18 protein-coding genes are annotated in these 23,110 nt (G+C 63.6%); 9 read left to right on the top strand and 9 right to left on the bottom strand.

Annotation, left to right across the window (positions count from 1 at the left end; genetic code table 11):
* Window positions 1-96: 96 nt before the first annotated feature.
* The 3 genes from AC0L3A_RS15445 to AC0L3A_RS15435 all read right to left on the bottom strand — a co-directional run bounded on the left by AC0L3A_RS15445 (window position 97) and on the right by AC0L3A_RS15435 (window position 4,411).
* Window positions 97-1,263, bottom strand: a complete 1,167-nt coding sequence (locus AC0L3A_RS15445) for a substrate-binding domain-containing protein (RefSeq protein ID WP_473254693.1) — start codon at window positions 1,261-1,263, stop codon at window positions 97-99.
* A 237-nt stretch (window positions 1,264-1,500) separates the two neighbouring features.
* Window positions 1,501-3,237, bottom strand: a complete 1,737-nt coding sequence (locus AC0L3A_RS15440) for a putative bifunctional diguanylate cyclase/phosphodiesterase (protein ID WP_473254690.1) — start codon at window positions 3,235-3,237, stop codon at window positions 1,501-1,503.
* A gap of 208 nt (window positions 3,238-3,445) precedes the next feature.
* Complete coding sequence (locus AC0L3A_RS15435; RefSeq protein ID WP_007598200.1) at window positions 3,446-4,411, bottom strand: sensor histidine kinase; 966 nt, start codon at window positions 4,409-4,411, stop codon at window positions 3,446-3,448.
* A gap of 195 nt (window positions 4,412-4,606) precedes the next feature.
* On the opposite strand from AC0L3A_RS15435, the gene AC0L3A_RS15430 reads away from it, so the two are divergent.
* Window positions 4,607-5,449 (top strand): SDR family NAD(P)-dependent oxidoreductase, encoded by an 843-nt coding sequence (locus AC0L3A_RS15430; protein WP_354166223.1) that lies wholly within the window; start codon window positions 4,607-4,609, stop codon window positions 5,447-5,449.
* Between the two features lie 100 nt (window positions 5,450-5,549).
* On the opposite strand, the gene AC0L3A_RS15425 is transcribed toward AC0L3A_RS15430, so the two are convergent.
* Together AC0L3A_RS15425 and AC0L3A_RS15420 are read right to left on the bottom strand one after the other, a co-directional pair.
* On the bottom strand, window positions 5,550-6,926 hold the full coding sequence (locus AC0L3A_RS15425) for a cytochrome P450 (protein WP_473254687.1): 1,377 nt from the start codon (window positions 6,924-6,926) through the stop codon (window positions 5,550-5,552).
* 237 nt (window positions 6,927-7,163) lie between these two features.
* A complete protein-coding gene (locus AC0L3A_RS15420) occupies window positions 7,164-8,399 on the bottom strand; it encodes an LLM class flavin-dependent oxidoreductase (protein ID WP_007598192.1) in 1,236 nt (411 codons plus the stop codon).
* A gap of 235 nt (window positions 8,400-8,634) precedes the next feature.
* On the opposite strand from AC0L3A_RS15420, the gene AC0L3A_RS15415 reads away from it, so the two are divergent.
* Entirely contained in the window at window positions 8,635-10,047 is a 1,413-nt protein-coding gene (locus tag AC0L3A_RS15415; RefSeq protein ID WP_473254684.1) for an MFS transporter, read from the top strand.
* Window positions 10,048-10,188: 141 nt separating this feature from the next.
* On the top strand, window positions 10,189-11,355 hold the full coding sequence (locus tag AC0L3A_RS15410) for an extracellular catalytic domain type 1 short-chain-length polyhydroxyalkanoate depolymerase (RefSeq protein ID WP_007598188.1): 1,167 nt from the start codon (window positions 10,189-10,191) through the stop codon (window positions 11,353-11,355).
* Window positions 11,356-11,526: 171 nt separating this feature from the next.
* Here AC0L3A_RS15410 and AC0L3A_RS15405 read toward each other — a convergent pair whose 3' ends face one another.
* The gene (locus AC0L3A_RS15405; RefSeq protein ID WP_007598186.1) at window positions 11,527-12,207 is read right to left on the bottom strand and encodes an MBL fold metallo-hydrolase; all 681 of its coding nucleotides are present in this window, start codon (window positions 12,205-12,207) and stop codon (window positions 11,527-11,529) included.
* Between the two features lie 172 nt (window positions 12,208-12,379).
* On the opposite strand from AC0L3A_RS15405, the gene AC0L3A_RS15400 reads away from it, so the two are divergent.
* Window positions 12,380-13,978: an alpha-amylase family glycosyl hydrolase gene (locus AC0L3A_RS15400; RefSeq protein ID WP_473254679.1), complete on the top strand. Its 1,599-nt coding sequence runs from the start codon at window positions 12,380-12,382 to the stop codon at window positions 13,976-13,978.
* A gap of 155 nt (window positions 13,979-14,133) precedes the next feature.
* Here AC0L3A_RS15400 and AC0L3A_RS15395 read toward each other — a convergent pair whose 3' ends face one another.
* Window positions 14,134-15,831 (bottom strand): alpha-amylase family protein, encoded by a 1,698-nt coding sequence (locus AC0L3A_RS15395; protein ID WP_473254676.1) that lies wholly within the window; start codon window positions 15,829-15,831, stop codon window positions 14,134-14,136.
* 238 nt (window positions 15,832-16,069) lie between these two features.
* On the opposite strand from AC0L3A_RS15395, the gene AC0L3A_RS15390 reads away from it, so the two are divergent.
* Window positions 16,070-16,558, top strand: coding sequence for an MmcB family DNA repair protein (locus AC0L3A_RS15390; RefSeq protein ID WP_219679814.1), 489 nt, complete (start codon window positions 16,070-16,072; stop codon window positions 16,556-16,558).
* A 121-nt stretch (window positions 16,559-16,679) separates the two neighbouring features.
* Here AC0L3A_RS15390 and AC0L3A_RS15385 read toward each other — a convergent pair whose 3' ends face one another.
* Both AC0L3A_RS15385 and AC0L3A_RS15380 read right to left on the bottom strand, forming a co-directional pair.
* Complete coding sequence (locus AC0L3A_RS15385; protein WP_007598178.1) at window positions 16,680-17,234, bottom strand: ActR/PrrA/RegA family redox response regulator transcription factor; 555 nt, start codon at window positions 17,232-17,234, stop codon at window positions 16,680-16,682.
* Window positions 17,235-17,336: 102 nt separating this feature from the next.
* Window positions 17,337-18,647: an ActS/PrrB/RegB family redox-sensitive histidine kinase gene (locus AC0L3A_RS15380; RefSeq protein WP_007598177.1), complete on the bottom strand. Its 1,311-nt coding sequence runs from the start codon at window positions 18,645-18,647 to the stop codon at window positions 17,337-17,339.
* Window positions 18,648-18,752: 105 nt separating this feature from the next.
* Here AC0L3A_RS15380 and AC0L3A_RS15375 point away from each other — a divergent pair, with 105 nt between their 5' ends.
* From AC0L3A_RS15375 to AC0L3A_RS15360, 4 genes are all read left to right on the top strand, one after another.
* Window positions 18,753-19,556, top strand: a complete 804-nt coding sequence (locus AC0L3A_RS15375) for an ABC transporter ATP-binding protein (RefSeq protein ID WP_007598176.1) — start codon at window positions 18,753-18,755, stop codon at window positions 19,554-19,556.
* Window positions 19,557-19,664: 108 nt separating this feature from the next.
* The gene (locus tag AC0L3A_RS15370) at window positions 19,665-20,483 is read left to right on the top strand and encodes an ABC transporter permease (RefSeq protein ID WP_219679809.1); all 819 of its coding nucleotides are present in this window, start codon (window positions 19,665-19,667) and stop codon (window positions 20,481-20,483) included.
* 122 nt (window positions 20,484-20,605) lie between these two features.
* Window positions 20,606-21,934 carry a polyhydroxyalkanoate depolymerase gene (locus AC0L3A_RS15365; RefSeq protein ID WP_007598173.1) on the top strand — a complete coding sequence of 443 codons (1,329 nt, stop codon included), beginning with the start codon at window positions 20,606-20,608 and terminating at the stop codon, window positions 21,932-21,934.
* Window positions 21,935-22,151: 217 nt separating this feature from the next.
* Window positions 22,152-22,991 carry a M48 family metallopeptidase gene (locus AC0L3A_RS15360; RefSeq protein WP_007598172.1) on the top strand — a complete coding sequence of 280 codons (840 nt, stop codon included), beginning with the start codon at window positions 22,152-22,154 and terminating at the stop codon, window positions 22,989-22,991.
* Window positions 22,992-23,110 lie beyond the last annotated feature (119 nt).

Below are 23,110 nucleotides of genomic sequence, written 5' to 3'. Positions count from 1 at the left end.
CCGAGGCCGCACAAAAAAATACCCCATATCGAGCCTCACTCCCGCTCGGCCAATTAAGCAAAGCCCTCGCAAGCGGGGGAGGTGAAGGAAGAAAGATCAGCGCTTGTTCTTGATCGGAACGTCCATGTCCTCGATCTTCAGCTCGCGCACCGGCTCGAGCACGGCCCAGGCGACATTCGGATCGACCCTGACCTTGAAGTGATACATGCTCTGGAGCGCCTGATGGTCTTCCTTGCGGAACATCATCTTGCCCTTCGGCGTGTCGAACTCCAGGCCTTCCATGGCCGTGATCAGCTTCTCGGTGTCGGTCGACTTCGCCTTGGTGACGGCGGCCACGACAGACATCGCGGCGGCGAAACCGCCCGCGGTGAAGAAGTCCGGCGGCGCGTTGAAGCGCTTCTGGTGCTCGGCGACGAACCAGTCATTCACAGGGTTCTTCGGGATCGCGTAGAAATAATAGGTCGCGCCTTCCATGCCGGGCAGGCCCTTATAGGCGGCGAGCGCCGGCAGGATGTTGCCGCCGGTGGACAGCTCGATGCCGTAGCGCTTCGGATCCATGTCCTGGAGTTTCGCCAGCGGATTGCCGGCGCCGGCCCAGATCACCCAGATCACCTTGCGGCCCGGCTTGTCCTTTAGCGCGTCGAACAGGCGCTGGCCGACCGCGGTGAAGTCGGTGGTCGAGGTCGGGGCATATTCTTCGGCGGCGAGCGTCGCGCCGGTCTTGCCGAGCGCCGCCTTGAAGGCGGCGACGCCGTCGCGGCCGAAGGCGTAGTCCTGCGCCAGCGTTGCGACGGTGACGCCCTGCTTGCCGATCGCGACCGCGTTCGAGATCGCGTCTTGCGACGAGTTGCGCGCGGTGCGGAAGATGTAGCGATTCCACTTCTCGCCGGTAATCTGATCCGCGACCGCGGGCTCCACGATCAGGATCTTCTTGTTCTCCTCGGCGACCGGCAGGATCGCGAGTGCCGCGGCCGACGAGGTCGTGCCGATCGCGATGTCGGCCTTGTCGTCCTGATAGGCTTCCGCGAGCGCGGCCTTGGAGAGATCGGGCTTGCCCTGGTCGTCCTTGGTGATGATGACGATCTTGCGCCCGTCGAGCGTCATGGTGCCCTTGGTGGCGTATTCAAAACCCATCTGCAGGCCGGTCTCGGTCTGCTTGGCATAGGCTTCGAGCGGGCCGGTCTTGCCATAGATCAGCGCGACCTTGAGATCGTCGGCCTGTGCGGAGGTGCCCGCGGCGAGGGCGAGGATGGTGGTTGCCATGACGAGTGATCGACGCACGGTGGTCCCTCCTGATGAAATGCTTTGGTCATAGCGATTTGCACAACCGTGCGGACATTGCAATTCCACCTTCCGGCGGACCACGCGACGGGCATGTGTGACATTGTCCCGGCCCGGCCGCGCCGGATCGCTTCCGCCGAGGAAATCGGCAGATGCAATTGTTGACCTCACCCCCGGAACGGGCTGCTCAGGCTTTGCAAAGTAACCAAAGGCGCGGGGTTACCGCCGGTATCCGTTCGCCCGGGAATAGCCCTGCCGGTTCTGTTGCGTCGAGCGGTTTGTGACACTGGCGCGTGCTTCGCTGGAGATCGGCGTTGCGAGCTTCAGCTCCTCCAGGAAGATCGGCCGGGAGAAATAATAGCCCTGCGCGTAGCGGATCTTGGTCGCAGCCTGCAGGTAGGCGAGCTCCTCGTAGGATTCGATGCCTTCGGCGATCACGGTCATGCCGAGCGCTTCGCTCAGGGATTCGATCGCGCGCAGGATTCCCTGGTTGCGTGGGCGCTTATGGATATCGGTAATGAAGGAGCGGTCGATCTTGATCTCGTCCGCGGTGATGTCGGCCAGCGCCGACAGTGAGGAATAGCCGGTGCCGAAATCGTCGATCGAGATGGCGACGCCGAGCTTGCGGAACATCGGCAGGATCTCGGCCTGGAAATGATTCTTGGCGACGAAGGCGTCTTCCGTAACCTCGATCATGAAGCGCTGCGGAAAGCTGGTGTCGTCGAGCGCCTGGGCAAAGCTGCGCATGAATTCGGGGTTGCCGGCCTGCTTGGCCGCGACGTTGATGCTGATGGTCGCTTCCGCACCGAACGTCTCGTTGATCAGGTCGATCGACTTGACGATCTCGGCGAGCACGAGATGGGTCAGCTCGTCGATCAGCCCGAGTTCGGTGGCAAGATTGATGAACGAGCCCGGCGCCTGGATCACGCCCTCGTCGTCGCGCAGCCGAACCAGGGCCTCGATGCCCTTCACCTCCTGCGTGCGGATGTCGACCTTGGACTGGAAGGCGCAGCAGAAGCGCTTCTCCAGGATGGCCTGCCGCAGCGACTGCTCGATTTTCATCCGCGCCAGCGCCTCGCGCTCCATGCTGGAGTCGAAGAAGGCCGCCGATCCCTTGCCGTCGTTCTTGATGCGGTACATCGCGATGTCGGCGTTCTGGCGCAGTGTCTCGAAGCTGCTTCCGTGATCGGGGTACAGGCTGATGCCGACGGAGGTTGAGGCGAACACTTCCGAATTGTCGATGAAGAACGGCGCTGTCAGCCGCTCCAGCGTCGATTGCATGAATTCGGCGACTTCCTCCTGATTCTTGATCGGCGACAGCAGCAGCAGAAATTCGTCGCCGGAGATGCGCGACAGCATGTCCGAATCGCGCAGGCCGCGTCCAAGCCGCTTCGACAGTTCGACCAGCAGGGCATCGCCCACGGTGTGACCGTAATAGTCGTTGATGTGCTTGAAATTGTCGACGTCGAGAAAGGCGAGCGCAAAGCGCTCGCCGGCGCGACCCTGCGCGAGCAGGCTGGTGGCGCGATGTTCGATCACCCGCCGCGAGGGCAGGCCGGTCAGCTCATCGAAATAGGCCGAGCGGAACAGCTGGTCCTCGAAATTCTTCTGCTCGGTGATGTCGGAGGAGGCCGAGATCAGCAGCTCACGTCCGTCAAGGCGGATCGGACGATGGGTGGTCAGCAGCACCTGGCGTGCGGCTCCGTCGTGGAGCGCTTCCTCGGCGACCACCGCCTGACCGGAGCTCAGGGCCTGCCGGCAGGCTTTCTGGCGCGGCGCGAGATCGCGCGAGGGGCGGCTGCCGTCCATGCCGAGCTGGGCGGCCGCGACATCGTTGACCAGGAGAAGTTCGCCTCGCGCGTCCTGCACGGTCAGGCCGGCAGGCAGCATTCTAACGATTTCCTTGAGGAATCCGAGTTCGGCTTCGCTCGCGCCGGAATATTTGTTGTCGTTCATAGAAGTCATGAATCTTGTTGTTTCAGCGCGCCTTTGCAATGGGCGCGATCTTGCACGGTTCCCTCTTAAGTTTGGTTAAGGGGCCCGGAGAATTACGGTGGTGTTTTGCGGCGATGCGACGCGCGCAGCCCATCGTCATTAACGGGGCGTCAACGCGTCCGGCGAAAAGTCGAACGACGCGCGCGAGCGGCTTTGGTTTGCGCCGTGTCTAACCGTCCTTGGGAATACGGCATTGCATGGTGCAATGAAGTCCGGTCCTGAGATAGGAGACCTCCGTCTTGCCATCGAAGGCCGACAGCGCCGACTTCAACAGCTTGGTGCCGAAACCCGGCTCGGAGATCTTGTCGACACTCGGGCCCTCGGTTTCATCCCAGGTCACGGTCAGACGGTCGTCGCTGACGGTCCATGACACCTGCAACAATCCGCGCGGCGCGGAGAACGCGCCATATTTGCCTGCGTTGGTGGCGAGCTCGTGAAACATCAGGGACAGCGTGACCGCAAGCTTCGGCGGCAGGAACAGCCGGTCGCCGTTGAGCGTGAAGCGGACATGGCCGTAAGGGCCGAGCTCGGAGATCAGCAGGTCGCGGATGTCGCAGCCGGCCTTGTCGATCCGCGAAATCAAATCGTCGGTCGCTGCAAGCGACCGCAGCCGCGGATCGATCCGGGCCCAGATTTGCGGCTGATCGTGCAGCACCTGATGCAGCACGGCATGCACTGTCGACAGCTTGTTCTTCAGCCGGTGCTGGAGTTCGTCGACCAGCAGCTTGCGGTAGTCTTCTTCCTCGATCAGGCGCCTGGAAATCCGGCGCTGCTCGACGAGGAGCGAGCGATAGTGCTCGACGCCCCAGATGGTGAGCGCGCAGACCGCCCAATAGAGTGCCAGCAGGGCGAATCGCGCGTTATCGGCAAGCGCATCGCCAAAGTTCACGACGACGCCGAGCACACCGCCGACCAGCGCCGTGATGATGCCGATGCGGAAGCCGCCGAACGCGGCCGCAAAGAACACGGCCGGGAAATACGGCGTGAAATAGACGTCGGGCCGCACATGGGCGAGAGCCCAGCGCGCCAGCGTCGCAACCAGCAGGCAGGCGACCGCAAACGCAAGGCTGAGGCCGAGCGATGGCGGTGCCACGCCCTGCCAGCCCTTGCGGAATTCGTCGATCAGCTTCGCCATGCGCAGTCCGGTCGCGATATGCGTTCGACAATCGAGCGGTCGCCAGGAATGTTACGCATGTCGCCGGCCCCAAGCAAAGCTTGCCTTGTCGGAAGCCGGCAGGAATAGTGCCTGCTGCGGCGCCGACCGTCGCGGCGCCGTCGTCGATCGGTGTCCGCCATTTGGCGTCAAGGGGTTCGAAAACAGGGACATTCCATGGGCAGGCTGGATGGCAAGGTCGCGGTGATCACGGGCGCGACGAGCGGGATCGGGTTGCGGACTGCAGAAGTCTTCGTTGCCGAAGGTGCCAAAATTGTGATCGCGGGGCGGCGTGTACCGGAAGGCGAGGCGCTGGCGAAGCAGCTCGGGTCGAATTGCGTCTTCCGCCAGACGGATGTGACGGCGGAAGCGCAGATGCAGGCGTTGATCGCGCTCGCGATCGAAAAATTCGGCCGCATCGACTGCCTGTTCAACAATGCCGGCGGCCCGGCGCAGACTGGCGGCATCGAAGGCCTCGAGGTCGAGCGCTTCGATGCGGCGATGGCGACCCTGCTGCGCAGCGTCATGCTCGGCATGAAACACGCCGCACCCCACATGAAGAAGCAGGGATTTGGCAGCATCATCAACAATGGCAGCATCGCCGGCCGTCTCGCCGGCTTCTCGTCCTCGATGGTCTACGGTGCGGCCAAGGCGGCGGTGATCCATCTCACCAAATGCGTGGCGATGGAGCTCGGCGAATCCAATGTCCGCGTCAACTCGATCTCGCCCGGCGCCATCGCGACCGGCATTTTCGGCAAGGCGCTCGGGCTTTCGACCGATGCGGCGGAGAAGACGCCGGCGGTGATGCGCGAGATCTACAAGACCGCGCAGCCAATCCCGCGCGCCGGGCTTCCCGATGACATCGCCCATGCAGCGGTGTTCCTGGCCAGCGACGAATCCAGCTTCATCAACGGCCATGACCTCGTCATCGACGGCGCGATGACCGGCGGCCGCAACTGGAGCCAGCAGCAGCAGGGCTACGTGGCCCTGCGCAAGGCGTTCGATCAGGGGGCCGGATAGTTTTCGTCATTGCGAGGAGCGAAGCGACGAAGCAATGCAGGCTGCTTCCGCGGACGCAGTCTGGATTGCTTCGCTTCGCTCGCAATGACGGCTGCGGTGCTCACACCGCCTTCACCCGCACCCGCAATCCGTCGCGCGGCTTCGGGATCGGCCACATCTGCCAGTCCGGCTTGTAGCCGGGCTCCAGCGATACCTCGATGTTCTGCAAGAAGTGCCGCGCGAAGCATTTGGCCTGCATGTAGGCGAAGTGCAGGCCGAGGCACATATGCGCGCCGCCGCCGAACGGCACCCAGGCGAAGCGGTGGCGGTTGCGCTGGGCCTCCTCGGTGAAACGCAGCGGATCGAAGCGGTCCGGCTCCGGCCAGATGTCCTTCATGTGGTGCGTGTAGAGCGGATTGACGCCGATCGCGGTGCCGGCGGGAATCGAAAAACCCTTGAAGGTGAAATCGCCCATGGCGCGGCGCGGCATCGAGGGCACCGGCGGCTTGATCCGCAGCGCTTCCTTGAACGCCATCTCTGACAGCGGCATCTTTTCGAGATCGTCGAAACTGCTCGGCGCGTCAGGGGCGAGCCCCAGTGCCATGACTTCCGCGCGAAGCTTGTCCTGCCAGCCGGGATTTGCCGCGAGCTCGCCGATGAACGACGTCAGCGACGAGGTCAGCGTGTCGTGCGCCGCCATCATCAGAAAGCTCATGTGGTCGATGATGTCCTGTTCCGAGAGCAGGGCGCCGTCCTCGTGGGTTGCGCGGCAGAGCTGCGAGAACAGGTCATCGCCGCCGTGATTGCCGCGTCGCAGCGGAATCTGCTCGCGGAAATAAGCGACGATGCGCTTGCGCCCCCTGACGCCGGCCGCCATCTGCGTGCCGGGCAGCGGTCGGCGGATCGGGGCGACGGCCGCGGCGACCATATCGACGAAGGCGCGGTTGATCTCGTCGACCTCCGGCCCGATATCGGCGCCGAGAAAGGATGCGGCGGCGAGATCGAGCGTGAGCTGCTTCATCGCCGGATAAAGCTGCATCTCGCCGGGTTTCGCCTTCCACTGCGTGACGCGGGCGGCGATGCCGCGGTCGAGATCGCTCAGATACGACTTCATCGGGCCGGACTTGAACGCGACCGACAGCGCCTTGCGATGCAGCCGGTGCTCCTCGAAATCCAGCAGCATCAATCCGCGCGGGAACAACAGGCCGAGCACCTTGTTCCAGCCATGGGTCGAGGAGAACAGCTTTTGCTGGTCGAACAGCACGAGCTCGTTGGCCTCGGGGCCGAGCAGCACGACATTGGTCTCGCCGAAGAAATGCGTGCGATAGATCAGGCCGTATTTGGCGCCGTTCGCCTCGATGTGCCCCTTGGGGTCGGCGAGGACCTGAAAGGTCTTGCCGATGATCGGCCAGCCTTCGTCGCCGGGGATATGTGTCAGCTCGTTGCGCCTGGGCGGAGTGAAGCCGAGCGCAGGGGCGGCCACATTCTGCATCGACATGACGATTGCTCCGGTTGGCTGGACCCAACATAACACAATCCGGGTCCGCTGATGCGCCGGTGCTTCGCTGCGGCCATCCTTCGAGACGCCCGCCTTTGGCGGGCCCTCAGGATGAGGACAGAGTGTGCGGCAGCAGTTTCAACGGACTCCGGTGCCGCTTAGCCTCATCCTGAGGAGACCGCGGAGCGGTCGTCTCGAAGGACGAGGCGTTCGCCGAAGCCCGGGCGGACCCTGAACCTATCGTTTCGCCGCTTCCTTCTGCAAATCCGGGGCATTGACGGCCGGAATCGCAACGCGACCGGCGCCGGTCACCTTCAAAGCCTCGGCGGCCTTCTCGTTTTCCATGATCTTGGCCATCACGGCCTGGCCCGCACGCTCGAAGATCGCGCGGTTCTCGATCACGAATTTTTGCGACTTGCGCAAGCCGTCGATGTAGCCGTTGATCTCGGGCACGACATAGCGCGCGACAAGGTCCCAGCTCCGACGCGTGTTCTCCGGGTTAGCCCAGTCGTGCACGAAGCCGATGACGGCGCCGACGCCGCCGGAGACCTGCATCACGTTCTTGATCATCTTGACGAGGTCGTCGGGCGTGCCGATGACGGAGGCCGCGCCGTCGACGAACGCGGTCTTGTCCACGGCCTCGTCGGGTGAGGCGAACGCGGTGAGGCCCGGCCGCTGCAACGTGCCGACATTATATTCATTGTGCCAGCGCATCAGCCCGGCGCCGGCCTCGCGCCGGGCCTGCTCGCGAGTCTCGGCGATATGCCAGGTCAGCAGAACGCGCCAGTTCGCGCGATCGACCTTGGTGCCGTGCTTTTTCGCTGCGTCCTCGGCGAACTGCCATTGCTGCTGCAGCGACATCAGCCCCTGCGTCGTCATCGAACCCAGCGAGATGATGCCGATGCCATATTTGCCGGCGAGCGTCATGCCGGAGGGCGAGATCTGCGAGGCCACCACAAACGGCATCTCTTCCTGCAGCGGCAGGAGCTGCAGCGCGGCGTCGTTCATGGTGAACCAGTCGCTCTTCGCCGTGACGCGCTCGCCATTGAAGAGGCGGCGGATCACGCCGATCGCCTCGTCCTGGCGGTCGCGCTGCGTCATCGGATCGATGCCGAGCGTATGCGCATCGGAGGCGAGCGCGCCGGGACCGGAGCCGAAGATGGCGCGGCCGCCGGTCATGTGGTCGAGCTGCACCATGCGCTGCGCGACGTTGTAGGGATGGTGATAGGGCAGCGACACCACGCCGGTGCCGAGTTTGATCCGCTTGGTGCGCTCGCCGGCCGCAGCCAGGAACATCTCCGGCGAGGCGATCATTTCCCAGCCGGAGGAATGATGCTCGCCGCACCAGAACTCGTCATAGCCGAGTGCATCGAGCTGCTCGACCAGATCGAGATCGCGCCGGAACTGGAGCATCGGATGCTCCCCGATCGGATGATGCGGGGCAAGGAAGGCTCCGAACTTCAGGCGCGCCATGGCGTTCTCTCCAGCTTACATTTTTTGTTTGTTTGTGGCGCGAAGCTACGTGCTGGAGGCAGCGAACGCAATCGCGCGATGTCCCGCACGGCGGAATGCAGCCATGCATGTGTCGTCTCCCTCTCGCGGGCACGCGGAGAGAGGCGGAGCGCGCGAGGATCCTACCTTCGAGGTAATCGCAGCGCCGCATTGGGCCTGCGATGATCGGCAAGGACATCCGAAGGGTCGCGCGCCGATGCACCAAACCGTCACAAAGCAGGTCGATACGTCCCGTCGCTGGTGGGTGCTGGCGATCGTCGTGGCCGCCCAGTTCATGTTCGGCGTCGATGCCTTCGTGGTCAACGTCGCCATTCCGACCATCGCGGTCGAGTTGAAGGCGTCGCCGGCGCAGATCGAATCCGTCATCGCGATCTACCTGATCGCCTATGCCACGCTGGTCGTCACCGGCGGCCGGCTTGGCGACATTCACGGCACCAGGAACGTGTTCCTGGCTGGCCTGCTCGGCTTCACCCTGACGTCGCTGTGGTGCGGACTAGCGCGATCCGGTGCGGAGTTGATCGTGGCGCGGTTGACGCAGGGTGCCTCCGCCGCGCTGATGGTGCCGCAGGTGCTGGCGACGCTGCATCTCCTGTTCACCGATGAACAGCGCAGCCGCGCCTTCGCCATCTACGGCATCGTGCTGGGGCTCGCGGGTGCCGCGGGCTTTCTGCTCGGCGGTCTCCTGGTCACGATTGATCTCGCCGGCACCGGCTGGCGCTCGGTGTTCTTCGTCAATGTGCCGTGCGGTCTCGTCATCGCGGTGGCGGCTTGGCGCATCATGCCCTCAGTGCCGCACCGCGCCGGCACGCGGCTGGATATCACGGGCAGCATCGTCCTGTTTGCCGGATTGCTGTGCATGATCGGTCCGCTGCTGCTCGGTCACGATGTCGGCTGGGCACCGTGGTTGTGGCTGGTGATGGCGATCGGCGCCGTGATCCTCCTGGCGTTCCCGAAACTGGAGCATGCGGTGGCACGCGCCGGCGGCATGCCGCTGATTGATCTCTCCCTGCTGGCGGACGCCGCTTTCCTGCGCGGTCTCGGCGCCGCGTTCTTTTTCTTCTTCGCCAATCTCTCGTTCTATCTGGTCATGACGCTGTTCATGCAGCTAGGGCTGAAAATCCCGCCGCTCGCGGCCGGCATGGCCTTCATTCCGCTCGCGCTCGCTTTCGTCGTGGCCTCGCGCCATAGCGGCGCACGGGCGCGCCATCGCGGCACCAGGGTCTTGATCGAAGGTTGCGCGCTTCAGATCGCGGGCCTCGCGGCGCTTGCGCTTGTCGCGTTCTCTGTCGATGCGCCGTCCGCGCTCCTGCTCGCGCTCACCATGATCGTGTTCGGCTACGGTCAGGGGCTGGTGATGGCGCCGCTCTCCGGCGCGGTGCTCTCGACGGTGAAGCCCGTGGCCGCAGGTTCTGCCTCCGGCATTTACGGCACCACGGCGCAGATTGGAAATGCGGCCGGAGTGGCCGCAATCGGCGCGGTGTTCTTCGCCGTCGAAGCCGTGCAATCAGCGCGCGCAGGATTTCTCGTCTCGCTCGCGCTGTTTGTGACGTTAATCATGATCTGCGCCGCATTCCTGGCGTGGATGCGCCGTGTATCTGCACGAAGTTGAGGCATTGCGGTTAATACGTGCGGATTTCTGCAGGTTTTCCCGCGATTTACTCGTCATTGACAGCACACGGTCTTTTTATTTTGCGCTGCAGCAACTATTTGGTTTGGGTGGACGTTGGGACGTCGCCTGCCAGGAGCTGCCGTGTCGTTAACCAGAAATGTCGACCTCTTGAGACGTCTGCCAAAGCTGGACGGATTGCGCTTCGCCGACTTTGGCCGGAGCGCCGATGCCTCCAGTCCGTTGCAGGAGGTTACGGGCTTCGGCGACAATCCCGGCAATCTGCGCCTGTTCGCGTTCGTGCCGCCGCAACTGCAGAAGCCGCGCGCGCTCGTCGTCGTGCTGCACGGCTGCGGCCAGACGGCGGCAAGCTACGATCTCGGTGCCGGATGGTCGACGCTCGCCGAGCACTACGGCTTCGCGCTGTTGATGCCCGAGCAGCAGCGCGTCAACAACAGCAACACCTGCTTCAACTGGTTCAATCCGGAAGACACGGCACGGGACAGCGGCGAGGCGTGCTCGATTCGCGAGATGATCGCGCACATGATCGAAACGCATCGCGTCGATCCCAAGCGCATCTTCATCACGGGCCTGTCGGCCGGCGGCGGCATGACATCGGTGATGCTCGCGACCTACCCTGAAGTCTTCGCGGCCGGGGCGGTCATCGCGGGACTTCCCTACGGCATTGCGACGAATCTGCGCGAGGCGCTCGACGGCATGTTTCATTCCCCGGAGCGGCCGGCCCGCGAACTTGGCGATCTGGTGCGGCGGGCCTCGAATCATCGCGGGCCCTGGCCCAGGATCTCGGTGTGGCACGGCAGCGCCGATCGCACCGTCAATCCCGGCAATGCCAACGAGATCGTCAAGCAATGGCTCGACCTGCACGATCTGCCTGACGCGCCGATGGCAGAAACCAACATCGACGGCTATCCGCGCCAGGCCTGGTGGAACAAGGACGGCGAGACTCTCGTCGAATCCTACGCCATCACCGACATGGCCCACGGCACGCCGCTCGGCCTTGCCGACAACGACCAGCGCTATGGCGTGGAAGGCGCGTTCCTGATCGAGGCCGGCATCTCCTCGTCCTATCACATCGCCAAATTCTTCGGCCTCACCGGCTGGATTCCCGACGCGGCGAAGAAGGCCGAACCAAAGCCGACGCCGGCCCGCTCGCCCGCGCCGCATCTGGCACGCTCGATCCGCGCCGCGGTCGCCGAAGAGACGGCCGAGTCGAAGCGCGAGGAGGCCCGCGGCTTCGATCTCGGCCAGATCATCACGCGCGCGCTCACGGCCGCGGGATTGATGAAGTAACTCAGGCCGTCGCGCCGATAAGGCAAGAGTTTTGTGCCCGTCGTCGCTGCGATCCGCGAATGGGGCGACCGCAACCTGAACCAGCCCGCGGCGTTCGCAGACGCCGCGGAATAGAGCATGATCCGGAAAAGTGTGAAGCGGTTTTCCGAACAGATCATGCTCAAACAAAAGCTACATCTCGCCGGTGATGAACGGATTGGTCATCCGCTCCTGGCCGATGCTCGAGCCGGCGCCGTGGCCGCAGATGAAGCCGACATCGTCGCCAAGCGGCAGCAGCTTGGTCTTGATCGAGTCGATCAGGGTCGCGTGACTGCCGCCGGGCAGATCGGTGCGACCGACCGAGCCCGCGAACAGGACGTCGCCGACATGGGCGAAGCGCAGATCCTTGTTGAAGAACACCACGCTGCCGGGCGAGTGGCCGGGGCAATGATAGATCTCGAACTGGAGATCGCCGATCGCCACGCTGTCGCCTTCGTCGAGCCAGCGGTCCGGTTCGAAATTGCGCACCCCCGTCATGCCGAACCGCGCGCCGCTCTCGACCACGTTGTCGAGCAGGAATTTGTCCGCGACATGCGGGCCCTCGATCGGCACCTTCAGCGCGTCGCGCAGTTCAGCCGCGCCGCCGACATGGTCGATATGGCCGTGAGTCAGCCAGATCTTCTCCACGGTGACGCCGGTCTGTTTGATGGCGTCGAGGATCTTCGGCACGTCGCCGCCGGGATCGATCACCACGGCCTTCTTGGAAGGCTCGTCCCAGATGATAGTGCAATTCTGCTCGAACAGCGTCACGGGGACGATGATCGCGCCCGCTTTCGCGCCTGCCTCGGCTTGTGTCTCGTTTTGCTCTGTCATGGTGTCACAATGCCGATTTTTGCCATGCCGCCAAGCAAAAGATTTGTCCCCGGGGCACGGGAACGGCCGCGGACATCGTCACACGGCGGTCTCAATTCGCCTGCTGTTTTGAACCGGGGCGCTCCTTCCGCGTTCTCCCGCGCGAGAAGCAGTTTTTGGATGGATTTCCCGCATGACTCAGGGCGGCAGCAATTGGTGGCGCGACGGCATCTTCTATCAGGTCTACCCGCGCTCCTTTCAGGATTCAAACAGTGACGGTGTCGGCGATCTCGCCGGCATTTTGCAGCGGCTGCCCTATGTGAAATCGCTCGGCGTCGACGCGATCTGGCTGTCGCCGATCTTCCCCTCGCCAATGGCCGATTTCGGCTACGACATCTCCGACTACACCGGCATCGAGCCGCTGTTCGGCACGATGGCGGATTTCGATGCGCTTCTCGCCGCCGCGCATGACAACGGCCTCAAGCTGATCCTCGACCTCGTGCCGAACCACACCTCGGACCAGCATCCCTGGTTCGTCGAGAGCCGCTCCTCGCGCGACAATCCCAAACGCGACTGGTACATCTGGCGCGACCCGGGCGAGGGTGGCGGCGTGCCGAACAATTGGCTGTCCGAGTTCGGCGGCAGTGCGTGGCAGTTCGACGAGACCACCGGTCAATACTACTATCACGCCTTCCTCGCTCAACAGCCGGATCTCAACTGGCGCAATCCCGATGTCCGCGCCGCGATCTATGACGTGATGCGGTTCTGGCTGGAAAAGGGCGTCGACGGCTTTCGCGTCGACGTGATCTGGCACCTGATCAAGGACGCCGAGTTCCGCGACAATCCGCCGAACCCGCATTATGTCGAGAGCCGGCCGCCGAACGAAAAGATCCTCACGCAATATTCCACCGACCAGCCCGAGGTGCACGACGTCATCGCCGAGATGCGCCGCGTCACGGATGCCTATGATGCCCGCGTCCTGATCGGCGAGATCTATCTGCCGCTGCATCGCCTGATGGCCTATTACGGCAACGACCTCACCGGCGCGCAGATGCCGTTCAATTTCGCGCTGCTCTCGACCTTCTGGAGCGCGCGCTCGATCGAGAAAATCGTCGAGGACTACGAGAAGGCGCTGCCGAAGGGCGCCTGGCCGAACTGGGTGCTCGGCAACCACGATCGCCCACGCGTCGCAAGCCGCGTCGGGCCGGAGCAGGCCCGCATCGCCGCCATGCTGCTGCTGACGCTGCGCGGCACGCCGACGCTGTATTACGGCGACGAGATTGGCATGCATCAGCTCGCGATCGCGCCTGAGGACGTGCGCGACCCCTTCGAGAAGAACGTGCCCGGCATTGGTGTCGGCCGCGACGGCTGCCGCACGCCGATGCAGTGGGATTCGTCCAACTTCGCCGATTTCTCGGACGTCAGGCCATGGCTGCCGCTGCCGGAGGATCACATCCGCAACAATGTCGTCGATCTCGAGGCCGATTCACGTTCGATCCTGACGCTCTACAAGCGCCTGATCGCGTTGCGAAAGGGGTGTCCGCCGCTGGTCGCGGGCGACTATCATCCGGTCTCGGCCCAAGGCGATCTCCTGGTCTATCGCCGCGAGGCCGAGGGCAGGGCGGTGATCGTGGTGCTCAATCTCGGCCCCGAGCCGATCGCGGTCACCACCAGCGCGATCAAGTTCGGCAGCGAGGTTCTGCTGTCGACATTCCTGGATCGCGAGGGGGAGCGGCTCGAAGGCGTGCTGGATTTGCGCGGCAATGAGGGCGTGATCATCACGCCGCCCTGACCGTCGTCCTGGACAAGCGAAGCGCAGATCCAGGACCCATTACCCCAGGAGTAGTTTGGCGAAGATCGTGGTTATCACTTCGTACGACAATCACCTATTGGGGTAATGGGTCCTGGCTTTCGCCAGGACGACAACGGAGTGTGTGGTCGCACCTCCTATCCCGGATGCTTGTTACGCCGCAACGTCTTGTCGATATCACTCCTCTTCAACAGATAATCCAATCCACCGACGCGATACCAGCGATACCCATAAGGCTCCAGCACGACGCGATGCTGGCCGCGCTTGTCGGCGTGGCTGTGGTCCTCCGCGAGCAGATTGATGAGGTGCGCGCCGGCCTCGCCCGGCAGCCCCACCGAGAACGCAGTCTCGCGCGGCTTCTCGTCGAGATTATGCACGAACAGCACGGAATTGTTGCGCCAGTCGTAGCGCATGATGAACACGGCGGGATCGCGCGTCGCGATGATCGAAAAATCGCCCCAGCCGATCTCCGGCACCTCCTTGCGCATCCGGACGATGCGCTCGGTCCAGTTCAGCATCGAGTTGGGATCGCGCCGCTGCTTGGCGACGTTGACGTGCGGATAGCCGTACGGTCCTTCGTCGATGACGGGCAAGGCCGGCTTGTCGCTGGTGGTGAAGCCGCCATGCGGCTCGGTCGACCATTGCATCGGCGTGCGCGCGCAATTGCGTTCCGGCAGCGACAGATCATCGCCCATCGCGATCTCGTCGCCATAGCGGATCACCGGCGTCCCCGGCAGCGTGCACATCAAGCTGTAGGCGAGCTCGAGCCGCCTGCGGTCGCCACCCAGCATCGGAGCCAGGCGACGGCGAATGCCGCGGTCGTAGAGCTGCATGTCCTTGTCGGGACCGAAGCTTTTGAACACGGTGTCGCGCTGCGCCGGGGTCAATCGCCCGAGATCGAGCTCGTCGTGATTGCGCAGGAACAGGCCCCATTGCGCCGAGGCGGGCCGCGGCCTGGTCGCCTTCAGCGCTTTCCCCAGCGGGCGGGAATCGGACGAGGCCAGCGCATAGAACAGATGCTGGTTGACCTGGAAATTGAACATCATATGCATGCGGTCGGCATCGCGGCCGAAATATTCCATGTCCGTCTTTGGCAGCACGTTAGCCTCGGCGAGGATGATGGCATCGCCCTGCCGCCATTGCAGGAATTCACGAAACGTCCGCAGCATGTCGTACTGCTCGGCCGGTTTCTTCACCTTGGCGCCTTTGGTCGCGATGACGAAAGGCACGGCATCCATGCGAAAACCCGAGACCCCGAGCTGGATCCAGAAGCCCATGATCTTCAAGATCTCGGTCTGCACACGCGGGTTCGAGGTGTTGAGATCGGGCTGGAAATCGTAGAAGCGGTGGAAGTACCAGGCGCCGGCTTCCTTGTCGCGCGTCCAGGTCGATTTCTGCACGCCGGGAAACACCATGCCCTGATTGGCGTTGGCCGGCTTCTTGTCGGACCAGACATACCAGTCGCGATAGGGCGAATTCCTGTCGCTCCGCGCCGCCTTGAACCAGGGATGCTGGTCGGAGGTGTGGTTGACGACGAGATCGATGATGACGCGAATGCCGCGCTGTTTGCAGCCATGGGTGAACTCGACGAAATCGCCGAGCGTGCCGTAGCGGGCATCGACACTGAAGTAGTCGGCGACATCGTAGCCATCGTCGCGGCCGGGCGAGGTCTGGAACGGCATCAGCCAGATCGTGGTGATGCCGAGGCCGTGCAGATAATCGAGCCGGCGCAACAGGCCCTTGAAATCGCCGATGCCATCGCCGTTGGCGTCCATGTAGGTGCCGACGGACAGGCAATAGATGATGGCGTTCTTGTACCAGAGATCGTCGATCATGCGCGCGCAGCCTCGGTGGCTCCGCCGAGGTGCGGCGGCTGCGTGATAAGTGCGTAGCGGAGGGGAGGTTCCGCGCCACTGTCGTCCTGGACAAGCGAAGCGCAGATCCAGGACCCATTGCACAGGCCAAAATTTGACGAGGACTGGTGGTTATTAGCTCGTGCACCAACGAACTCTTGGGGTAATGGGTCCTGGCTTTCGCCAGGACGACGACGGAGGAATCGGTTATCCTCTCCCCATGGACAATCCCGCCCGCATTGCCCTCGTGCCACCACCCGACCGCCGTCAATCCGAGAGGGCGCTGGCGATCGCGCGCGGCACGGCGCGGTTGCTGCGCTCGCTCGGCTTCACCTGCATCAGCGAATTGCCGCTGCCCTCGGGGCGGCGCGCCGATCTCGTCGCGCTGAACGAGCGCGGCGAGATCTGGATCGTCGAGATCAAATCGTCGGTGGAGGATTTGCGCGCCGATCAGAAATGGCACGAATACCGGGCGCATTGCGACCGGCTGTTCTTCGCCTTCACGCAGGACCTGCCTTGCGAGATCTTTCCGCAAGACACGGGTCTGATCATCGCGGATGCCTATGGCGCGCACCTGCACTGCGAGGCGCCCGAGCACAAGCTCGCTGCGGCCACGCGCAAGCAGATGACGTTGCGATTTGGCATGGCTGCGGCGTTGCGGATCAACCGGCTGGTCGATCCGCAGGGGCATGCGGAGTTTTGGGAGTAGCGGCGCCGCGCGCGGGATGTCGTAGGGTGGGCAAAGCGTAGCGTGCCCACCATCCAGGTCAAAGATTGAAGCAGGCACGGTGGGCACGGCGCTTTGCGCCTTTGCCCACCCTACGACACCGTTATCGCGGCGCGCGCTTCGCCAAAATGCGCTGCAGCGTGCGCCGGTGCATGTTGAGGCGCCGCGCCGTCTCCGAGACGTTGCGATTGCACATTTCGTAAATGCGCTGGATGTGTTCCCAGCGCACGCGGTCGGCCGACATCGGGTTCGCCGGCAATTCGGACTTGTCCGAGCCGGTCGACAGCAGCGCCGCGACGACGTCGTCGGCGTCCGCGGGCTTCGAGAGATAATCGACCGCGCCCATCTTCACCGCGGTGACGGCGGTGGCGATGTTGCCATAGCCGGTCAGCACGATTGCGCGGGCGTCGGGGCGCTTCTTCTTCAGCGCCGAGACCACGTCGAGACCGTTGCCGTCACCGAGCCGGAGATCGACCACGGCAAATGCCGGCGCGGCCTTGCCGATCTGCGCCAGGCCGTCCGAGACGGTGTCGCATGACGTCACCGCAAAGCCGCGCGTTTCCATGGCGCGCGACAGCCGCTCCAGAAACGGCTTGTCGTCCTCCACGATCAGCAGCGAGCGGTCGGTCTGTTCATTCAGTTCGGCGATGGCGTTCAAGGTTTGTCCTCTCTCCAACGCATCTACATATGGCGGCGCAATCGGGCGGTGCCAAGGGCGCCAATAGTCGATCGACCCCGTCGTGCGACGCAAGGTCGCGGCCTATCCTATTGTTTCTTCGAAGGTCTCGATAGCCTCAAAACGCTCTCTCGGCCACGTGATCTGGACCACTGCGCCGTGGTCGGGAAAGGTCCGGTTGGTAAACGAGACCTTGGCGCCGGTGCGCTCCAGCAAGGTGCGCGCGATGAACACGCCGAGCCCGAGGCCGCCGCCTTCGTCCTGGTTGCGCCGCCGCGACAAATAGGGCTCGCCGATCCGGTTCAGGATGTCAGGCGGAATGCCGGGACCGTCATCGGAGATCACGAGCTCGATCGTGTCCTTGTTCCACCACGCATTCACCTCGACGGTGGTGCGGGCGAAATCGACCGCGTTCTCGACGATATTGCCGACGCCGTAGAGGATCGCCGGATTGCGCGAGCCGACCGGCTCGGCCACGATGGCGACGGCGATGCGCACCTTGATATCGACGCCGAAATCGCGGTGCGGCGCCACCACCTCCTCGATCAGCTCCGACAGCTTCATGCGGTCGAACGGCGCGCCGGTGGAGGAGAGCTGGGTGATCTTGCTCAATATATCGCGGCAACGCTGCGTCTGCTCGCGCAGGGTCTTCAGGTCGGCGGCAAAGTTCGGTTCCTTCACCGTCTTCTCGAGCTCGCGCGAGATCAGGAAGATCGTCGCGAGCGGCGTGCCGAGCTCGTGCGCCGCGGCCGCCGCCAGGCCGTCGAGCTGGGTCAGATGCTGCTCGCGCGTCAGCACCAGCTCGGTCGCGGCCAGCGCGTCGGCGAGTTTGCGCGCCTCCTCGGTTACCTGGAACGAGTAGAGGCTGGTGACGCCGATCGCGAGCGCGATCGAGAGCCAGACGCCGACGAGATAGATCGGCGGCAGCACCAGCGGATCGTCGGAATCCCAGGGCAGCGGCAGATGGAAGAAGAACAGGATCGAGGCGCAGGCGACAGCCAGCACGCCAAGGCCGAAGGTGAAGCGGGCCGGCAGCGCGGTCGCCGAGATCAGCACGGGCGCGAGGAACAGGAACGAGAACGGGTTCTGGAGTCCACCGGTGAAGAACAAAAGACCCGCCAGCTCCACGATGTTGAGCGCGAGCAGTCCGGCCGCCTGCATGGGCTCCAGCCGCTGCAGCGGATTTGACACGGTCTGGAGCGCCAGATTGAGCGCCGCCGACAGGGCGATGATGCTGACGCAGGGGACGATCTCGACGTTGAATTCCAGCCCCTGCGCCACGATGAAGATCGCGGCGAGCTGGCCCAGTACCGCGAGCCAGCGCAGCCGCAGGATCGTATCCAGGCGGATATGCCGCTGCGCGGGGCGAAAGTCGGAAGCGGCAAGTTCGGTCATTTCGGCCAAGGGGGCGGTGCCTTCTCGATCACAAGCGCGCGGCTCACGGAACCACCGGATTACAAGCCTTGCGCTCTCCGCTGCAATAGCAGAAGAACGCCCAGCATGACCGAGAATGACCAGGGTTCAAGCTGGCCGACTGTCGCGGATCGCAGCCTCTCCGCGGCCATCGCGGTCGATCACCTCGTCAAGGTCTACAAGCAGACCCGCGCCGTCGACGACATCTCCTTTTCGCTTCCGCGCGGCAGCATCACCGGGCTGCTGGGCGGCAACGGCGCAGGCAAGACCACGACCATCGCGACGATCATGGGCCTCGTGCTGCCGACCTCCGGCCGCGTGCAGGTGCTCGGGCATCGGATGCCGGAGGACAGCGCGTCCGTGCTGGGGCGGATGAATTTCGAGAGCCCCTATGTCGACATGCCGATGCGGCTCACGGTGCGTCAGAACCTCACCGTGTTCGGCAAGCTCTATGCGGTGAAGAACCTTTCCGATCGCATCGCTGAGCTGGCCTGCGATCTCGATCTCACCGAGTTCATCGACCGCGCCAACGGCAAGCTCTCCGCAGGACAAAAGACGCGCGTTGCGCTTGCGAAGGCGCTGATCAACCAGCCCGAGCTGCTGCTGCTGGACGAGCCGACCGCCTCGCTCGATCCGGACACCGCCGACTGGGTCCGGGGCCATCTGGAGCGTTATCGCAAGGCGAACAACGCCACCATCCTGCTGGCCTCGCACAACATGCTCGAAGTCGAGCGGCTCTGCGACCGCGTCATCATCATGAAGCGCGGCCGTATCGAGGACGACGATACGCCCGAAGCCATCATGGCGCGCTACAACCGCACCACGCTGGAAGAGGTGTTTCTGGACGTCGCGCGCGGAAGGGTGAACGGCGCACAGGAGGCGGCGCGATGAGAAGGCCGTATGTTGCGAACGTAGCCCGGGTGAGCGAAGCGATACCCGGGAACGCCGCCAGCAAGGTCCCGGATGTCGCTTCGCTCATCCGGGCTACGGGAGTGCGCGATGAGTGAGGCCTCCCTCCACCGCGGCATCTCCCTCCATCGCATCGGCGCGATGATCCTGCGCTATTGGTATCTCCTGCTGTCGTCCTGGCCGCGGCTGCTCGAGCTGCTCTACTGGCCGGCGCTGCAGGTCATCACCTGGGGCTTTCTTCAGCTGTATATCGCGCAGAATGCAAACTTCTTCGCGCGTGCCGGCGGAACCCTGATCGGCGCCGTCATCCTCTGGGACATCCTGTTTCGCGGGCAGCTCGGCTTTTCGATCTCGTTCCTGGAAGAGATGTGGGCGCGCAACCTCGGCAATCTCATGATGAGCCCGTTGAAGCCGATCGAATTTCTGCTGTCGCTGATGATCATGAGCCTGATCAGGCTTGCGATCGGCGTCATCCCGATGACGCTGCTTGCGCTGTTCCTGTTTCATTTCAACGTTTATGCGCTCGGCGTGCCGCTGATCGCTTTCTTCTGCAATCTGATCTTCACGAGCTGGTCGGTCGGCATCTTCGTCTCCGGCCTGGTGCTGCGAAACGGTCTCGGTGCCGAGAGCATCGTCTGGACCTTGATGTTCGGCATCATGCCGCTCGCCTGCGTCTACTATCCCGTCAGCGTGCTGCCGGTCTGGCTGCAGTATATTGCCTGGACGCTGCCGCCGACCTACGTGTTCGAAGGGATGCGCGCGCTGCTGATCGAAAACACCTTCAGGACCGATCTGATGCTGAGCGCGTTGGCCATCAATGCGGTGCTGTTGATTGCATCTTTTGGGGCATTCCTTGCCCTTTTGCGCAGCGCCAGGATGCAGGGCTCGCTGCTGTCAGGCGGCGAATAACGTAACTTTCTCGTGGATTCAGCCCGGTTTTGGGCGACTGGGCCACGTAAATGTACGGAACCATGCATTGACGCAATATTACGCATTCGGCAGTATGCTGCGATGCGAAGAGGAATATAGCGATGCCGATTGGCGAGTTTGGCGGCGCGCCGCCCCTGGTGGCCGAAGGCAGTCCGGTCCTGACGACGCCGATGTACTGGATGTACGAGATGGGGCAAGCCTCTCTCAATCCGGCGCGTGCGATCACGGACGCGACCAAGCTGCTGTTTCAGAATCCCCTCAATCCATGGGCACGCACCGAGGTCGGCAAGTCGGTTGCCGCGGCCTGCGAATTGTTCGAACGCACCACGCGCCGTTACGGCAAGCCGGAATGGGGCCTCAACGACACCGAGGTCAACGGCATCCGCGTTCCCGTCGAGGTCCGCTCGGTCTGGGAAAAGCCGTTCTGCCGCCTGCTCTACTTCGATCGCAAGTTCACCCGTCCGCTGCGCAGCCCGCAGCCGCGCGTGCTGATCGTAGCGCCGATGTCCGGCCATTACGCGACGCTGCTCCGCGGTACGGTCGAGGCTTTCCTGCCGGGGCATGAGGTCTACATCACCGATTGGGCCGATGCCCGCATGGTGCCGCTCAGCGACGGCCGTTTCGATCTCGACGACTACATCGACTACGTCATCGAGATGCTGCATGTCCTCGGCGGCAACACGCATGTGCTGGCGGTGTGCCAGCCCTCGGTTCCCGTTGTCGCTGCTGTTTCGATCATGGAAGCGCTGCGTGATCCCTTCGTGCCGACCTCGATGACGCTGATGGGCGGCCCGATCGACACCCGGCGCAATCCGACCGCGGTGAACAACCTCGCCCAGGAGCGCGGTATCGACTGGTTCCGCAACCACGTCATCACCAAGGTGCCGTTCCCGCATCCGGGCATGATGCGCGACGTCTATCCGGGCTTCTTGCAGCTCAACGGCTTCATCAGCATGAATCTCGACCGGCATATGGATGCCCACAAGCAGCTGTTCGCCAATCTGGTGAAGGGCGACGGCGACCTCGTCGACAAGCATCGCGACTTCTACGACGAATATCTCGCGGTGATGGATCTCTCCGCCGAGTATTACCTGCAGACCGTCGACACCGTGTTCGTGAAGCATTCGCTGCCGAAGGGCGAGATGACCCATCGTGGAACACGCGTCGATCCCTCCAAGGTCACGCGCGTCGCGTTGATGACGGTCGAAGGCGAGAACGACGACATCTCCGGCATCGGTCAGACCGAAGCAACGCACACATTGTGCAGCTCGATTCCCGATCACCGCCGCGTTCATTACGTCCAGAAGGGCGTCGGACATTACGGCGTGTTCAATGGCTCGCGCTTCAAATCGGAAATCGTGCCGCGCATCCATGACTTCATGGTCTCGGCGGCGAATCCGAGCTCATTGCAGGCACTCGCGGCCGAATAATCGCGTATTTCGGCTTTCCCGCTGAAAATCGACGCCCTGTCGGAGGCTCCGACAGGGCCGAGTTCCCGCCAGATTCGCGGTATTTAGGTAGCTTTGTAGGAGTGAGTCCAACCTCACCCCTTGGGGGTGCCGCATGCGCCGAACGGGGGCGAAAAAAGCCGGTTCCAACCCCAGTCTGTAGGGTCTCCCGGACGCCAGACCCCTGTATATTGGGCAAATGATTTGTTTTTGCGCCGAGCGCTTTCCCTGGCGGCGGTTATGGCAGAATCCGGGCGCTCTCCTGCCCCCCGGACTGACAGACATGGCCACTCGCGCACTCCTCTATCGGCGGCCCCACGAGCCGAAGACCCTCCTGATCACCCACGGATCGCAATATTTTGCGATTCGACTGCGCCGGCATCGCCGCGCGCGCCGTTACACGCTCAGAATTCATCCGAGCGATCGCGAAGCCATCCTCACCATGCCGCCGCGCGGCACGCTCGCCGAAGCAAAAGACTTCGCGCAGCGCCACGGCGCATGGATCGCGGCACGTCTCGGCCGTTTGCCGAAGGCCGCACCGTTTCAGCCTGGCACAGTGATACCGCTTCGCGGCGTTTCTCATCGCATCGTTCATCGCGCCGGCACGCGCGGTACGGTGTGGACGGAAGTGCGCGACAGTGGTGAGCGCATTCTCTGCGTCGCCGGCGGCGTCGAGCATGCGGATCGTCGCGTCAGCGACTTCCTCAAGCGCGAGGCTCGCCGCGACCTTCAGCGTGCGGCGGAATCCTATGCCGGCGAGCTCGGCGTCAAGGTCAAGCGGCTCTCGATCCGCGATCAATCGAGCCGCTGGGGCTCCTGCACCTCGGCCGGCTCGTTGTCGTTCTCCTGGCGCCTGATCCTCGCGCCGCCCTACGTGCTCGACTATCTCGCCGCGCACGAGGTCGCCCATCTCGTCGAGATGAACCACTCGGCGCGGTTCTGGCGCGTCTGCGGCAGGGTCTGCCCGTCGATGGAGCGCGCCAAGAAGTGGCTCGACACGTACGGCAACGATTTGCACCGGTACGGGGTCGAGGATTAGAGCTCGCGCTGCCAACCCCATCCCATGCTGTCATCGCCCGCGAAAGCGGGCGATCCAGTACTCCGCAGACAGTTGTTTTTTTATAGATAAGACGCCGCGGGCGGGATTTCCCCCCACCC

The organism is Bradyrhizobium sp. MI1.3, assembly GCF_055811695.1.
This window is presented reverse-complemented; position numbering and strand designations above follow the sequence as displayed.